Here is a 15,311-nt window from a genome sequence, read left to right as displayed (position 1 = left end):
ATAGTTACTTCCCTTCTACGATATCAATGACTGCTTCAGCTATCTTGTCTATTGCTTGTTCGAAAATATCCAGAGTTTCAATGTATATAGTGCTGAGTTCGTTATTGAGTTGCTGTTCATAATATGTAATATCAACCAACTGCTTTTTAAGCACTGAATCAATCACTTTTACTTCATATTTCTGGCTTATTTTGTATCCTTTGTTTACATCCACTCCTGAAAACGAAATTCTACATGTCGAATCTTTATAGCCACTTGATAGTAAAGGAGACAACATCACGCCAGATTTATTCGCTATCTTTTCACATAAATCTGCACTATCGACTAAGCCCAATTGACTGAAAGCTGTTTCAATAGCAGGAAAGTAGATAAACATGTTTTGGCCTGACACTGGTTTACTTTTGATAGCTAGCCAGTCCCTATTACCACCAAGGCGACAAATCAATCGTTGGTTCTTTGTCTGAATGAGGTTGGTTAAAAATTTTACTCTCAGAACATTTTGTTCTTTGCAAAATATTTTGTAGTCTTGATGTTCAAGTAGAGCTTCTGAGGCGATATTGGCAGTGAGAAAAGGAATTGATACAGTTGCTATATCCGAATAATAACTTAATTTATGAACAAGGGGTTCACAACCTATTACCCACCCTAATCGCAAGTTAGATAGCCCCAGAGACTTAGAGACGCTGTTAACGCTGATAGTGTTATCTAGGCTTCTAGATACATCTAAAACTCTCGCTGTAGTTTTACCATATTCAGTGCCTTGGAAAACCGCATCCTCAATAAGAAGAGAGTCATTGGACCGACACCAATCAATGATGCCTTGGAGTTCACTTTGAGTGTATAACTCTCCGGAATATGTTGGATTAATAATAATAACAGCAGCCGGGGCCCCGTATTTTCCTTTCCCTATGTTTAAACTCTTTAGCGAAGTTTTGGCTGTGTGTTGAGAGCTGTCTCCAGTTACGCATAAGCATACGTTTGCTGAATGAGTCCAAGCAATGAACGAGTGGTAAAAGCCAACTTCTATAAAAATTTTTGATTGTTTCGGTAAAATATGATTGAAAATATTGTTAAAAATCCGCGTGCTGCCCATATCTATTGCGACAGGCAGGTCTTTACGTATACTTGAGTATTTTTTGATGGCTTCTTCTAGGCGGTTATCTCTAATTAAGTAGGAGTATTTTTCAAATGAGGACTGACAATTTTCAACTGCACTTGTGATTAATGCTCGGTTAATTGCCAATGGCGGCCTTCGTATTCCTTCACCATTGCAAAGAGATATAACATCTATATCTCGACAGCTTTTGTTTGTTTTTAGACCTGCTTCGTTAATACCGGCAATTACGCGTTTGCATTTTTTAAGCCCTTCGTATACATCCATATTTAACCTTTAGAACTATTCAATGACATTGGATCAGAAGAGGTAACTAAACACTTCCATTGGCTTAAGTATGCATCTAGTTTATATGCTATACAGATGCGCGAACGTTATTCTTTTGTTGTGTTAATGTCAATGGGGGGTTTCCTTGAAGTGGAGATTGTTTCAAAAAATTAATCGAGGGAGTTTTATCGTAAACAGTAACTTGGCAGCATTACGGTGAGAATATTCAAATCCTCTTTCGAACCTGATACTATGAAATTGATCTAAAGTCTCTCACTGACTTGCAGTGTGAAGCACACGGCGTATGCCTTAAATGGCTCCATGAAACGTGTCGCGTTCAGCGTTAGCTGATTGGGGTGTCTTATACTTTGCTTCTCATATCTTATGATCGATAGAAGCACCAGGAACCATAGGCTTCGTCCTACCTGGCCTTACTATGCCCTCTGGCATGATGTTTTTAATAACATCACTGAGTCTGATTCAGACTTCTTAACTTGATCCTTTATTGGATGTTTACCTGCTCACCTGAAAGCACATGCTTTCGGGTGAGTTTTCTTATCTGTATTTTTTAATTTATGGAGGTTTTGAAACCTAAAAAACGAAGAAAATTGTAATATTTGCCTTATCTGATAAGGCTAGCAGAAGCAGGCTTACTGTTATTCGTCATTGAGACGCGCCATTAGTCTATAAACTTTTGGTGGTAACTTAAGAAAGTGTATTTTATGTATTTGATTGAATTTTAAGGGTGATTTATGTGTTGCAATGAAAAGGATAACGAAGGTGTAACATCTATTTTTGCTAACCGTATACTAAGTTATGAGGCCGCTAAAACGGCAGAGATCAAATCTAAACCCGGTTTTATTTTAAATATTCCACCTGAATCATTATTAACAGTGAGTTTAAGCGCAGGGAATACCAGTAAAAAACGTCAATTAGTACGTGAGTTGGCGAATGATTTTTTGCCATACCAAGAAGAGTATTTTATTGGCATGCCTATTTATGAATTATGGTTAAATCATGAGCTGATTGGATTGTGTCATTTAAATTGTGATATTTACGTGACTGATATTCAAAACACTTCAATCGATGAGCCGACGTTGTTTTTGAGTTTAGAAACGGTATTTATAAAAGCAGCATATCGTCATAAAGGACTTGGTTCATATTTTTGTGATGTAATAAGATCTGAACTAGGTGTATATCTTATTGCATCCGCTTATGAAATGAAGAGCCAAAAAGACGGTGGAGTGGTGTGCCCAGATAGTTGCCAGATCATATTGGAATCAACATTTGATTCTGAAGGTGGAGAGCGGTTTTATCGTCAACTTTTTAGTGACTTTAAAACATATGTAAGACCTGCCGCAGTATTAAAGTCATTTGGTTTTACATTGTCATCAGTTGTATATGATGCTAGCTATAATGAGTATAATGGGTTCTAGCGTTTGCTTCTATAGGGCTCAATATACCTATCGGTGATATGTTCTCTAAAATGTCCGAGTTCTTGGCTTAGAATAAGTTTAGCTTCATTATATTGAATGTTAACAAGTTGGTTATCAATTCTATTTTGAGCATAAGTGAATCTGAGGCCGTGAGCGCCATGTGACCAGTTCAAGGCTTTGTACGAAGCCTTGGAAAATGCTTCCGAGAAACGTTTTCCGCCTAAAAGATCATAATGAATAATAAATGGTTCACCGCGATCAATAATCGCTTGAGGATTGATGAGTCGTTTGGTCTCCATGCATTCAGCTAAATGCTTATCAAGCATAACTTCTCTTCGTAATCCATTTTTTCCCGTAACTATATAGCGTACACCGTCTTCTCGACCAGTGAAGCGCTTATTACTCCACATCCTGCTCGTCGATACAGTCGCTTCATCTTTTCGTCTTATGGTGAGTAATTCTTCAACTCTTAACCCTGCATTAAGCGCTATCAATACTGACAGTTTTCCACGGTCATTTAAGTTGTCTAAAATCAAACGAATTTGTGAGGGAGTATAAGCACGATTTCTATCGGTTAATGGTACTTCTTTTCTCGGTAGAGCGATAACAGGTGTTAACTTATTTTTAGAGTCGTTCAAGAAGATTAATCGTTCTAACGAACATTTAATTGTGGACAGATATTTATGTGATAGTCCTTTATCACGACTATTGTTTAAATATGTTTGCGCCATTTCTGGTGTAATTTGTTTTAGTCGTGATACTTTCATGTCGTAAGCTGCTTTCCCGACAATTCTAATTTGCTCTCTTAAGGTTCGGCGGCCGTGAATAAGAGGTGAATCTTTTATTTTCTGTGTCTTTAATCCGTAGTAATGCTTATGAAAAAAACGATTGGCTTGTTGAGAGAGTTTTTCTTTATATCTGTCTTTGTTTTTCATCTTTAATCATAGACTCGTTTAATTTGCGCCAATACTGAATGCGTTTGTAAATCATACCTTTAGTAATATAGATATTTTTCTTATGCGCTAACCATATTTGAATAGCGGTACCACTTTGACCAAACTCGTCATACAGTGTCATGATTTCTAACCGATACGGGTCGAGTATAGATGATCTCCTTTGTTTTCGATTGTGTATCGCTGTTGATGACAGTATGGGGTCTGGTATAAGAAGGTCAATTAATTGTTCTATATTAGCCATGATTACTTTTCCATTTGTGTACAATATAATGAATGGATGATGGAGACGCCGATAATGCTTTTTCTTTTTTGAGCCAATCTGCGATGTCTTGATATCCCATATCATTCTGTCTTAAAAATAGTATTTCATCTTTAAATGGATCGAATTTTGACGACTTGTGACGTCTTAAGTCGAGTGATGAAATATCAGAAAGTAGTTGATGCTTTAATTTATTCATGGCTGGCTCAATATTAATGATTATTCGAAATAACTGTGTAATGTCAATTTGATTATAATTACAGTATACAGCTATTTCGAATGAGATAAACACTGTTGCAATAGGCTTTTAGTGCTCTCCCTCTGGGTACGGTGGCAACCGACCCTGAGGGAGAGCATTGATACATTTTGAGCAGAAACCAGACTCGCTCTTAAACAGAATTATTATTAATGCAACAATCTCATAAATAAAGGAAAAAAGAAGTCATCTAGCATAGAGAGCGAAGCTCAATATGTGTAGAGGGGTCATGTTGTATGATGATAATGAAATTTTTTATTATCAATAAATATTCTGGCGCAATATTGAATAGATTTTTTTGGTTTGTCTTTATCTGTCTTTTCGTTATGGTTTTTCTTAACATCTCTCTGTGATTTTAAATGCTAGGCATAGATATTGTCTGATAGTCATTTTTGGTATGATTTTTTAATTGTTAATAGAAAGGCTGAACTTAATGGTAATAAGTGCACGGCTTTATATGATCTGAGGTTATAACTGAATGTGCGGCATGTTTGGTTAACTCGTAATGATATCATAAAATAACTGATAAATACTGATTAGAACTTTTTTTGGAAAAAAGTTCTAATCAGTATTTCCTTTTAAATATCAGATAGGCTGAAAAACCATTTGATATTAATTAAAGGAAAGCCCTCATGGCAAAAAGTACGTTTATTTTCGATGGCAACATTGGTCAGTTACCAAAATTAACGTTTCAACCTGCTAATGAACGCAGTAATGGCGAACCTCGTCCGCTTTTAGTCTTCAGTGTTAAATATGATCGTCTGGTTCGAAGTGACGATCCTAATAAACGATTTGAAGATAAAGGGGGATTTTGGATCCGCATTGATTACTGGAAACGTAACGCGGAACAATTAAATCGACTATTGGGAAAAGGAATGCGGGTGCGTATTGAAGGCGAGTTACGCCTTGATGAATGGCCTGATTCTGATAACCCTGGGCAGATGTTATCCGGGATGGCGTTAACGGCAGAATCGATTGCGATTTTACCTTCTCGTGTTCGTTCTATCACGATGGATGAGCGGCAACAGCAACCGGCTCCACAGCAGCAACAGCAAATCCCTCCTCAGTATGATTATGATATCCCTCAATAGACAAGGAGCCGAATATGGCCGCAAAGAATTTAACCAATGCGATTGCAGCACTGCGTACTCAGGTACGGGCCCGTCATCGTGCAGATAAAAATGCGCTTGCACAAGCAACGGTGGAGGTGAGATATCAAACGCCTTTTACGCTTCAAGTACAGCAAGCCTTGATTGGTAATACTGAAAATAAGACGTTGAATAATGTCACCCCAACTTGGGTAAAAAGTCGTATTAAGGCGTGTACACCGAGCGATAACGTCACTCTGAGTCGGAGTGAATAGTTATGAATAACGCAGGGCGTTTGACCGTTGTTTTTACGTATAAGGATGCGTCGACATTCAAGAGGAAACGGGACCGTTTATTTGAGTTACTGCAATCTTATGATGTGAATGAACCGCCTGAATGGGGGATCACTGCTATCTCAAATGATGATGAAATTCATAGAGTGTCGTTAATTGAGGGAGCGGTATCAGATGGTGATTTTTCAAGGGTTGATGAGTTGTTGTCTTGTGTCAATTTAAGAACTTTTTTACGCAATATAAAGCAGGGAGGGGGCCATGAAACTGGATGTTGATTTCTCTGCACTACATCGTGTTGTTGCGAAAATGACGGACGGTAAAGAAAGACAGATGAATACCGTCACCCGTCAAAATGAAGCGTCTTATCATTTGGTGCACGCAATGGAGCCCGTCGCATCGAGTATTGCAATTTGTGGTACATCACCGACCTGGCCGTCCCCGTTACGTCCCGCTCTGTTTTGTCTGTTTTTTGCCGAAAAACAAGAAGGGCGGTATCTCTCTACCGATACCATTATCAGTTTGCTTGTCCGATTTTACGGATTTAAACGGGTTCCGTTGGATGAAAAAGCCATTGAAATGAATGTATATACCGCGCGTGAAGAGCATTGCTGTGTTGTGGACGATATTTTACAACAACCACTTTTACAGCGAGACGGTTTGTTGCAAGCAATACGTGCATTCGGACCCGTCGGTTTCGATTGTTTTGAGCAGTTGATTGAACGAGAGGAGACAGGAGGGCCCTTTTCATGAATGTATCGAGAGGAATAATGATAGGTACTCAGTATGTTTGGCGCGGTGTATTTTTCTTGTGTCAGGTGTGGCAATCGCTCGACGCTGATCGCCTTGAAGCAAAACGAAACCGTACTGATGACCGATTGTCACACGGTGAGGGATAAAGAATGCAACTCTATTTATGTGAAAAGCCGTCTCAGGCAAAAGATATCGCGGCTGTGTTGGGGTGTCGCCAGCGGGAGAATGGGGCATTTAAAGGTGAGGGTAAAGTCGTGACATGGGGGTTTGGTCATTTACTCGAACAAGTTGAACCGGAAGGTTACGATGAAAGCTATAAGCAGTGGCGAATGGAAACATTACCCATTATCCCGTCTGTATGGAAAATGAAAGTGAAGAAGGAGGCTAAAGCGCAGTTTGCTATTGTCCGTAAGCTCGTTAGTCAGGCGAGTGAAGTGGTGATATCAACGGACGCCGATCGTGAAGGGGAAGTGATTGCGCGTGAAATCCTTGAGTACGTGAATTTTACCGGATCGGTAAAACGACTTTGGCTAAGTGCATTAGATGAATCCAGTATTCGCCAGGCATTGGCGACGATGAAGCCGGGTGAAGAAACAGAAAAACTCGGGGATGCCGGTGTGGGGCGCAGTCGAGCAGATTGGTTGCTTGGGATGAATATGACTCGGTTGTGTACGATCATTGGACGAGATCTCGGGTACACCAAACCGTTGTCGGTGGGACGGGTTCAGTCACCGACATTACGGTTAGTGGTTGATCGCGATAGGCAGATAGAAAACTTTGTGTCGCTCCCCTTCTTTGATGTTGTGGGGAAATTCAATGTTGGGTCCCAGGGTTTTAATGCGAAATGGTGTGTACCCGAGCATGATTCGGATGGATCTGGACGGTGTTTACGCCGCGAGGTGGCTCAAACTGTATCGTTACAGTGTCACGGGTTAGAGGGTCGTGTGACTCTTTTTGAAACCAAACGACGAAAGGTGAAACACCCGGCTTTGTTTTTTTGGGGGCATTACAAAAAACGATGTCCGCTAAATATGGTTATACCGCCCAAAAAGTCTTAGATACGGCTCAGTCGTTGTATGAAAAACATAAAATAACGTCCTACCCCCGGACTGATGGTCCTTATTTACCCATGAGTCAGTTTGAGGACGTGCCTTCCGTGCTTGCTGTTTTGCAATCAATACCGGAGTTGGAGTCTGGGTGTGCCGGTGCTGATAATGCGATAAAAAGTGCTTGCTGGAATGACAAAAAATTAGCTGACCATTCTCACCATGCCATTATCCCCCTTGCGGTTAAACCCAAACTCTCAACCTTGACTGAAATGGAGCGTCATGTCTATTTTGCTATCTGTGAGCGCTATATTGCTCAGTTCTACCCGTGTGCTGAAGATGATGCGACGACCATTGAAATGGATGTGGCGGGTCATAACTTTAGAACCAGCGGTAAGGTAGAACGTGTTAAAGGTTGGCGGATTGTAACGGGTAAAGAGAGTGAGGAAGGCGATACGGATAAAGACCAGTCTCTACCTGTTTTGGTTGTTGGGCAATCGCTGACTTGTCAGCAAGCCAATGTTCAAGAGAAGAAAACCAAGCCGCCGGCTAGCTTTACAGAAGGCACATTACTTGATGCGATGGCCAACATTGCGCGAATGGTGGATGATCCGAAATTTAAGGCGGTATTGAAAGAAACGGCAGGAATAGGCACAGAGGCTACCCGTGCCAGTATTATCGAGACGATTAAGAGCCGGGGATATGTTGAAGCAAAAGGCAAAAAACTGCTCAGTACCCAAGCAGGGCGGGGGTTGATTGATACACTTCCTAATGAGATCACCAATCCTGTTATGACGGCGATGTGGGAACAAGCCCTTGACCAGATTGCCTTGGGTCAATATTCCTTGGACGCGTTTATGACCAAACAAGAAGGGTTTGTGACCGCGTTAGTGAATATGTTTAAAAGTGGTCAGTGCTCGCTGAATTTACCTAAAGTCGTACAACCGACAGCGCCTTGCCCTTCATGCTTAAAAACGCTGGTACAGCGTTCTGGTAAAAAAGGAAATTTCTGGGTGTGTGAAGATAAAGAGGCTTGCGGCCTGGTGCTCGATGACAGTCGAGGGAAACCGGCTAAAACAGCCCCCTGCTCATGCGGTAAGGGGGTACTGGTTCGTAAGAAAGCAAAAACCAAAGGCTTTTGGTGGGGCTGCTCAGCGTTTAAATCTGGCTGTAGCCAACGGCATTTTGATGAAAAAGGTAAACCTGGTAAGGAGATGACAAATGGTGTCTAAGAAGGTGTTTCCATATTTATTGATTTCTGTATTTTATAAGGCGATACTGAATATGTTGAGTGTGTGGTACTGCTTAGGTTTCTTTCAGACTACTAATCTGAATGAATGACCTTATTATAACATTCGAGAAAACCCAGACTACTAATCTGGGTTTTTTTGTGCCTGAAAAATATCTATTGACCAACAGAAATCGTTTCCCCGCAAAGATTTGATTTTCACTTTGGTACTAACGGGTATTGTTCTTCAAAGCTAGGTTAGAAAACTAAAGAGAGCCTTGATAGGCTAATAATGTGATTTAAGTCACTTTTAACTACCGTTAAACGGTGTTAGCCTAAATATTCTTTACAGTTGCTCACTGACTTGCAGTGTGAAGCACACGGCGTTTATGCCTTAAATGGCTCCATGAAACGTGTCGCGTTCAGCCTTAGCTGATTGGAGTGTCTTATACCCTCATCCTTATGGATGCTTATACCTCTCTTACTTTTATTGAGTAAGCTCTTAACTGTTCACCCGTCTGGGAAATCTTATTCCCATACGTGGAGTAGTGATTTTTCTCGGATTTTTTTTGGAGAAATATCATGACTCAGAACACTCAAACGACCCATTTCGATCTGCATATTACAGGTTTTGGTTTTTTTAATCGTATCCGTAAAGTAGAGCCGAAAAAAGGGAAGCCTTATTGGTCAACATCCATTGCAGCAATGCGTGGCGATGATGGTCAAAAGACTTACTTCGATTGCTCTGTTGTAGGGGCTGAAGCGAAAGCGCTGTTTGATACGCACCTTTCATCTGTGGGTGAAAATGATGTAATCACGGCCAGCTTTAAGCTCGGCGATCTGTATACAGAGACATTTGTTTACAAACAAGGGGTCAAAAGTGGTCAAACAGGCGTGTCGTTAAAAGCCCGATTACTGCAAATACGTTATCTGAAAATTAATGATCAGGTTGTGTATCAAAAAACCTCTTCACAGCAACCTGAACCTATTCAGAATGCTGCGTAATTTAACCCTGCCCTAACATCAACGATGTTGGGGTTTTTTATACCCTTGGGGATCCGTCCTTGAGGGGCGTTTCTCTCGTGAGAATGGTGAGAAACGGATAATGAAAACAACCACTGAAATATTAATCGCTTTTGCTAATATTGAACTTTCACTTATGGCAGTAAAAGCCCAGTCTTTTTTAACCACATGTGACGATGGTACGGTGCAAAAAAATTGGAATAATGTGCATGCTATGGGCCATGATTTTGACGAGGTGCTTGATGATATTGCTTATCATCAATGTGAGAGTATGACGTTATATGATGTTGTTTTTGATATTAAAAAACGGGTGTCATGTTTACCAAGTTACTTAAACGCTGCGTTTAAAGCGGGTCAATGCGATTATGCAATCGGTGTGCTTGAGCTTGATTGTGAATAGCCGATAACTATTTTTACCCTGCATGATTGCAGGGTAAACCTAAACCCAATAGAATGAACGTAATGAATGAGGATCTTACTATGACCGATAACCCAACCAACCAAATCACACTTACTGCTGAGCAGTTAGTGAATATCGTCGGCCATGCAGCCACTCAAGAGCAACTTGATAATGTGCGTCGTGAGCTTGATTCAAAAATTGAGCGTGTTGAAGCTAAATTAAGTAGCGATATTAAACTTGTTGAAGAAAAAATTGAGCGTGTTGAAGTCAAATTAAGCGCTGATATTAAGCTTGTTGATGGCAAAATTGATTCCCTTAAAAATTGGATGTTAGGGGTAGGGTTTACCGTCTTAGTCGCAGCAGTCGGGGCGACGGCCTTTATCGTCTCTCGATTACCACCGCTACCCGTGACTGGTTAAGCCAATTTATTCTTCTTTGCTTATTTTTTTGTACGTCCTATAAATTACTTAGCCCAGACTGTTTTTACCGTCTGGGCTTTTTTATTTGATAGTGTTTTTTGATTTTAAGAAAACCCTTAATGATATCAAATTAAAAGTTAAAAATACTGATTAAAACTTTTTTTCAAAAAAAGTTTTAATCAGTATTATTTGTTTTTTTTTGTTTAGTGTTCTCCCTGACTTCATTTTGTCAGGAGACACTCATGAGAAAACCACTGCCCGTTATTCTGGGGGTGATATTAACAGGCTGTGCCAGTACGCCACCGCCTCCATTACCTATCGCGCCACCCAAACCGTTAAATGTTCGCATTACCCCCGATATTGTTGAAAACGACAAAGGGGTTAAGACATCCCGTTATGTGATCCATTCCGCTGTGCCAGCACAGCAAGTCAGAGATGTATTGTCAGATGAAATTGACGTCAATATTCCAGTATTGGCGAATATGACTGTGGGCGATGGCATGGTATTCATGCTGGCCAGAACCGGTATTCAACTACGTCAACCGCAAACCTATGCAGAATCTCAGTTGTATAAACAAACCTTGCCGCTTGTACAGACGGACATGGGCTATGTGGCTGTCCGTCAAGGGCTGCAGGTGATGGCAGGGAGTGCTTGGCAACTCGAAGAAGATATCGTCAAGCGAGAGGTGGGGTTTTCCCTAAAGTCGGGTTATGTGTGGAACCCTCCGACAACGATCAATAACCTGAGCGTGTCGTCCCACTCAAGAGCAACGCGAACCGCTTCATTATCCAGATCTGGTGCCTCCTCAAAAAACAATGATATATCGGTTAAAGGTGCAACCAAACCAACAAGTATCACTTCATTATCTGCAAAAGCGGCAGGGGTAAGTTCTGCTACTACAAAGGCTGCTATTAAGTCACAAAAGCTAACCAAACCTAAAACCGTGCCATTAAGTTCGTTTGCCGTTTATAAGCAGGAATCCTATCAGTCTGCCTTGTCGCGTTGGTTACGCAGTACCGGTGTAAAAGAGGTGGCCTGGGTGGATGATGAAAAATTGCAAGAGGCTTTGTCTTTAACCGCAATAGATAATTTCCATCATCGTGGGGACGTGAAATCAGCCATTGAGGCGTTGGTGAAGGCAACGCCTGCACTACAGTCCGCAAACGTGGCGGTCCATCTTGATAAATATAAAAAAATAGCGGCGGTTCATCCTTGGAAAAACCGCAGCGTCACGTTGGTGCGGGTATCGGGAAAAAATTTGAAAAATGCATTGAAAAAATTGGTGCAGGATTATGGATGGAATTGGAATGAAGGTAAAGGAGCCCAGCGTAGTTGGGGGCTGGATTACGATTTGCCTTTTACTGCTTCGTATCCACTGGTAACACCGGCAGGGAACATCAGTATGGCATTAGATCAGGTGCTTGAGGGGTATCCAGTGAAAGCTAAACGGCTTGATGGCACTCAAAGTATTTTTATCGTAGAGGATAAGTAAATGAAAGGATTGTGGCTCCGATGGGGTGCGTTGAGTCTAGGGCTGCTCTTGTTGTCTGGGTGTATATCAGGCAATGAGACTGATGTGACAAAAATGGCAGATGGGGTGTATGCCGATATTAAACAGCATAGTGCTCGCCCTGATTTTGAGAAAGTAGAGCGTGTTTTTCGCCCCCCTATTGATACAACACCGATTGTTTCTGACACGTTAGATTGGATGAAGCAATCGACGTCGCTCTCTGTGGATAAAAGGCCGTTATCTCAAGTTATGAATGAGTTCATGACGAATGTGCCTGGGGTGGAGATGTGGTATGGGACGGGGGTTGAACCTTCAAAAGAAATATCATTCAGTGCCAAAGGGACGCGCAAAGAAGTATTGAATCAGCTCACTCGCCTTACCGGTTATGGTTTTGTGGCCAAAGCCGACTCACTGGAAGTAGTGAAATATATCCAGAAAACATTCCCAGTCTTGTTACCCCCAGGTGTGTATTCCGGACAGCAAGGTTCACAAGGGAAGCAGTCCGGTACTGATAGCAATCCTCGCATTGAGGGGCAGTATTTGAACGTTGAATATTCAAAGGTCGATGTATTCCAAGAATTGGCTGATGGTGTCACTGATTTACTGCGTAAAGACGGTGAAAAATCCGATGATTTAGAAGGCTCTGTGAAGTCTATTCCGTCCATGGCCACCCTTTCAGTGGTGACCACGCCGACGCGGATGGTCATGGTTGATCAATACATGACGTACTTTGAAAAGACCCTCCAGAAACAAGTCAGGATTGAGGTGCAAATTCTGTCATATATATCCGATGCGGGTAAAGAGCGCGGGATTGACTGGAATATTGCAAAAGATCTTGGTGGCGATTTAGGGCTGAAATTTTATATCCCAGGCACGAACTTATTATCCCCAGAGTCTGGGTATGGTCTGGCCTTTACTGGCAGTGGAAAATGGAGTGGAACCCAGGCTCTTGTTCGTTGGCTCGATACTCAGGGGACCGTGTCTGCGAGTGTGCCAGTGACTCAGCTTGCCCTTAACACACAGCCGGTGGGGATATCTCAGATACAAAATGTACCGTTTGTCGATACGATAAGCAGTGATTCCAGTGAAGGGGTGGTTACCGCCGACGTGAAGCGGGATGAGAAGCAAGAAGGCGTTAATATCATGGTGACGCCCACTGTTCAGCGTGATTATGTCTGGCTCCGTGCCACCGGTAAATACGCCCAAATAGTGAAAACCGAGAACAAAGTGATCGCTGATACCGAATTGGGTTTTCTGACAACGCAGGAAGCGGAGATTAATTTCACCGGAAAATTGCGATATGGCCAAAGTATCATCATTGGCAGTACTAGCCAGCGTGTGACGCGAAAAAACAAGACGGCGAGCTATAGCATTGAGGCGCTAGGGGGTGATACCGAGCAGAGCAGAATCATTGAAACGTTGATTATTTTGACACCAAGGAGAGCAGGATGACTCTCTTTGCACCACGGTTAGAAGTCGTCAAGCTGACGGGGCGTAAGCGCATCTTATTGTCGAAACTGGCTGAAAAGAATCCTGGCAAGTTTGCACATGTCACGGTGCATAACGGATACCTTCACCGTTATAGCAGTAATGTGCCTGCGATAGCCTATGCAGAAGCGTGCTTGGCATCGATATCTTCTAAAGAATTGGATTGGTGTTTGTTGGCGGCAGTGCCTAATGGGCTGTTTGCGATGGCTGTTGTAAACGGGGTTGTCAGGCAGACGATGGCGTGCGCATTGGGTGATGATGACATGCTGTATCAGCGTTTTGATATCGATTTTGCCAGAGCTAAGTGTGTGTATCTCATCGGTGATGTTGATATGACGTCCCTCTGCAATGAAAACCTGTCTGTTATTGAAACATCCTTGTCTGATGCCGTGATTGAAAAATACACCCTGACGGTGGAGAAAAGCCGAAAGGTGCCCATGGTGATGACTGGTGTGCTGTTGTTGGCTTTGATCTGCGGTGTGTTTTTTAATCAGCCAAGTACCGACTTGGCGCGTGAGTCACAGGTTCCTGTCGATCCTTACTCACTCTATCGAAGCAATATGGACACCGCGATAACGGCGGAGTCGGTGATCGAAAATGCCATAGCGCTTGGCGCCTATGCGACTCTTTTGCCTGTTGGTTGGGATCACTCTGATATTACGTTTTCAGAGAACACTCTGAGCATGATTATCCAGCGTAAATCCAATGCACCTTTGGCTCTGATGCGAGCCTGGCAAGAACAACACCCTGCAATCGCGCCTTATCTGACGTTTGATGCAAACGGGGGGCAGATGGCTGTGCCTATTCCCGCCTCAATGACGGCATGGAAAGACAAGGTGATGCCAGACATGAATAGCGTCTTTAACAATGTGTTCGATACCGTGATAGCGATGGGGTGGGATATTGCCGAAGTTCAGATAAAAAATCAGGGACCGACAGTCTCTCACGCCTGGACCATGAATCAAGACGCAATGTTGTCTCGATTAACGTTGTTATTACCGGTTTTTCGAGTGCTGCCTGTGAATGTGGTCAGTCTCACCATGAAACCGATTTCAACGGGCAAGTATGTAACACAAATAACCCTAACCATTCAAGGAGAGCCTGATGAGTGAAGCGATCAGTAATAAAAAAAAGGGGATAACCCTTGTAGTGGTACTGGCGGCAATTGTAGGAGTCGGGGTGACACTATGGCCGTCATCGCCCCCTCCAGCAATGGATAAAGCGGAGAATTATGTTAATGCATTCGTAGAACATCGTCAGGTTGTCGCCCCTCTTATGCCACGAAAGGTAGCCCCTGTGTTTGTGTCCTTGGATGCTGATGCGGAAATTATTGTCAGTAAAACGCGGGATTTATCGGTTGCAACTTTAAAGGCCGAGGTGGCGAGTCAAGATGCAAAAACTCGCCAGTCCAATCAAACCATTTCAGGGACGGAGGATGTTAGTCAAGCATTAGGTTTAGGGCGGAGTCTGCCTCAAATTCAAGCTGTGACAACAACAATACAACCTCACCGTAGTGAAAAAAAAGAAGAAATACAGGGGTTATTGTCACAGGTTCAGCTTCGTTCGTTGATCAGCATTGATGGTAAAACCACGGCCTGGATATCTCTGGGAAACAATGACCCCATTAAAGTGCACCCGAAGATGAGATTGGCATCGTTAGTGATTGAAAGCGTGTCTTCTCAAGGTGTGTTCGTTCGAGAAGGGGATCAACGTCAGTTTTTTCCTCGTCGTTTTCACTCAATGAATAAAGCCGTTATCGCTCAACAGGAGGGTTGAT

Annotated in this window: 16 protein-coding genes and 1 pseudogene; 14 read left to right on the top strand and 3 right to left on the bottom strand. The window is 42.3% G+C overall.

Annotated features, from left to right (window positions below; genetic code table 11):
* Positions 1–4: 4 nt before the first annotated feature.
* Positions 5–1,381: a pyridoxal phosphate-dependent aminotransferase gene (locus C9J12_RS21360; RefSeq protein ID WP_107244546.1), complete on the bottom strand. Its 1,377-nt coding sequence runs from the start codon at positions 1,379–1,381 to the stop codon at positions 5–7.
* A gap of 752 nt (positions 1,382–2,133) precedes the next feature.
* Here C9J12_RS21360 and C9J12_RS21355 point away from each other — a divergent pair.
* A complete protein-coding gene (locus tag C9J12_RS21355) occupies positions 2,134–2,817 on the top strand; it encodes a hypothetical protein (RefSeq protein WP_107244545.1) in 684 nt (227 codons plus the stop codon).
* Here C9J12_RS21355 and C9J12_RS21350 read toward each other — a convergent pair.
* Both C9J12_RS21350 and C9J12_RS21345 read right to left on the bottom strand, forming a co-directional pair.
* Positions 2,814–3,752 carry a site-specific integrase gene (locus C9J12_RS21350; protein ID WP_107244544.1) on the bottom strand — a complete coding sequence of 313 codons (939 nt, stop codon included), beginning with the start codon at positions 3,750–3,752 and terminating at the stop codon, positions 2,814–2,816. The genes C9J12_RS21355 and C9J12_RS21350 overlap by 4 nt on opposite strands.
* A complete protein-coding gene (locus tag C9J12_RS21345) occupies positions 3,730–4,014 on the bottom strand; it encodes a hypothetical protein (RefSeq protein ID WP_107244543.1) in 285 nt (94 codons plus the stop codon). Before C9J12_RS21345 ends, C9J12_RS21350 begins: the two co-directional genes overlap by 23 nt.
* Positions 4,015–4,920: 906 nt before the next feature.
* Here C9J12_RS21345 and C9J12_RS21335 point away from each other — a divergent pair.
* The 13 genes and pseudogenes from C9J12_RS21335 (at position 4,921) to C9J12_RS21280 (ending at position 15,310) form a co-directional block, all read left to right on the top strand.
* On the top strand, positions 4,921–5,379 hold the full coding sequence (locus tag C9J12_RS21335; RefSeq protein WP_107244541.1) for a single-stranded DNA-binding protein: 459 nt from the start codon (positions 4,921–4,923) through the stop codon (positions 5,377–5,379).
* Positions 5,380–5,393: 14 nt separating this feature from the next.
* Positions 5,394–5,651 (top strand): hypothetical protein, encoded by a 258-nt coding sequence (locus C9J12_RS21330; RefSeq protein ID WP_107244540.1) that lies wholly within the window; start codon positions 5,394–5,396, stop codon positions 5,649–5,651.
* Between the two features lie 2 nt (positions 5,652–5,653).
* A complete protein-coding gene (locus tag C9J12_RS21325; protein WP_107244539.1) occupies positions 5,654–5,944 on the top strand; it encodes a hypothetical protein in 291 nt (96 codons plus the stop codon).
* Positions 5,928–6,419 carry a hypothetical protein gene (locus tag C9J12_RS21320; RefSeq protein ID WP_107244538.1) on the top strand — a complete coding sequence of 164 codons (492 nt, stop codon included), beginning with the start codon at positions 5,928–5,930 and terminating at the stop codon, positions 6,417–6,419. The genes C9J12_RS21325 and C9J12_RS21320 overlap by 17 nt, the downstream gene beginning before the upstream one ends.
* Positions 6,416–6,565 carry a hypothetical protein gene (locus tag C9J12_RS30780; protein ID WP_170111841.1) on the top strand — a complete coding sequence of 50 codons (150 nt, stop codon included), beginning with the start codon at positions 6,416–6,418 and terminating at the stop codon, positions 6,563–6,565. Before C9J12_RS21320 ends, C9J12_RS30780 begins: the two co-directional genes overlap by 4 nt.
* 3 nt (positions 6,566–6,568) lie before the next feature.
* Positions 6,569–8,697 (top strand): annotated as a pseudogene (locus C9J12_RS31640) (DNA topoisomerase III).
* Between the two features lie 578 nt (positions 8,698–9,275).
* A complete protein-coding gene (locus C9J12_RS21310) occupies positions 9,276–9,698 on the top strand; it encodes a DUF3577 domain-containing protein (protein WP_107244537.1) in 423 nt (140 codons plus the stop codon).
* A 100-nt stretch (positions 9,699–9,798) separates the two neighbouring features.
* Entirely contained in the window at positions 9,799–10,116 is a 318-nt protein-coding gene (locus C9J12_RS21305) for a hypothetical protein (protein WP_107244536.1), read from the top strand.
* An 80-nt stretch (positions 10,117–10,196) separates the two neighbouring features.
* Positions 10,197–10,535, top strand: a complete 339-nt coding sequence (locus C9J12_RS21300) for a hypothetical protein (protein WP_107244535.1) — start codon at positions 10,197–10,199, stop codon at positions 10,533–10,535.
* Between the two features lie 242 nt (positions 10,536–10,777).
* Positions 10,778–12,028 carry a PFGI-1 class ICE element type IV pilus protein PilL2 gene (gene pilL2 / locus C9J12_RS21295; RefSeq protein ID WP_107244534.1) on the top strand — a complete coding sequence of 417 codons (1,251 nt, stop codon included), beginning with the start codon at positions 10,778–10,780 and terminating at the stop codon, positions 12,026–12,028.
* Positions 12,029–12,079: 51 nt separating this feature from the next.
* A complete protein-coding gene (locus tag C9J12_RS21290) occupies positions 12,080–13,498 on the top strand; it encodes a hypothetical protein (RefSeq protein WP_146150099.1) in 1,419 nt (472 codons plus the stop codon).
* A complete protein-coding gene (locus tag C9J12_RS21285) occupies positions 13,495–14,646 on the top strand; it encodes a hypothetical protein (protein ID WP_107244532.1) in 1,152 nt (383 codons plus the stop codon). Before C9J12_RS21290 ends, C9J12_RS21285 begins: the two co-directional genes overlap by 4 nt.
* Positions 14,639–15,310: a hypothetical protein gene (locus C9J12_RS21280; protein WP_107244531.1), complete on the top strand. Its 672-nt coding sequence runs from the start codon at positions 14,639–14,641 to the stop codon at positions 15,308–15,310. The genes C9J12_RS21285 and C9J12_RS21280 overlap by 8 nt, the downstream gene beginning before the upstream one ends.
* Position 15,311 lies beyond the last annotated feature (1 nt).

It is taken from the genome of Photobacterium frigidiphilum (genome assembly GCF_003025615.1).
Lineage (GTDB): Bacteria > Pseudomonadota > Gammaproteobacteria > Enterobacterales > Vibrionaceae > Photobacterium > Photobacterium frigidiphilum.
The sequence above is the reverse complement of the archived record's forward strand: the minus strand, read 5'-3'. Positions and strand labels throughout refer to the sequence as shown.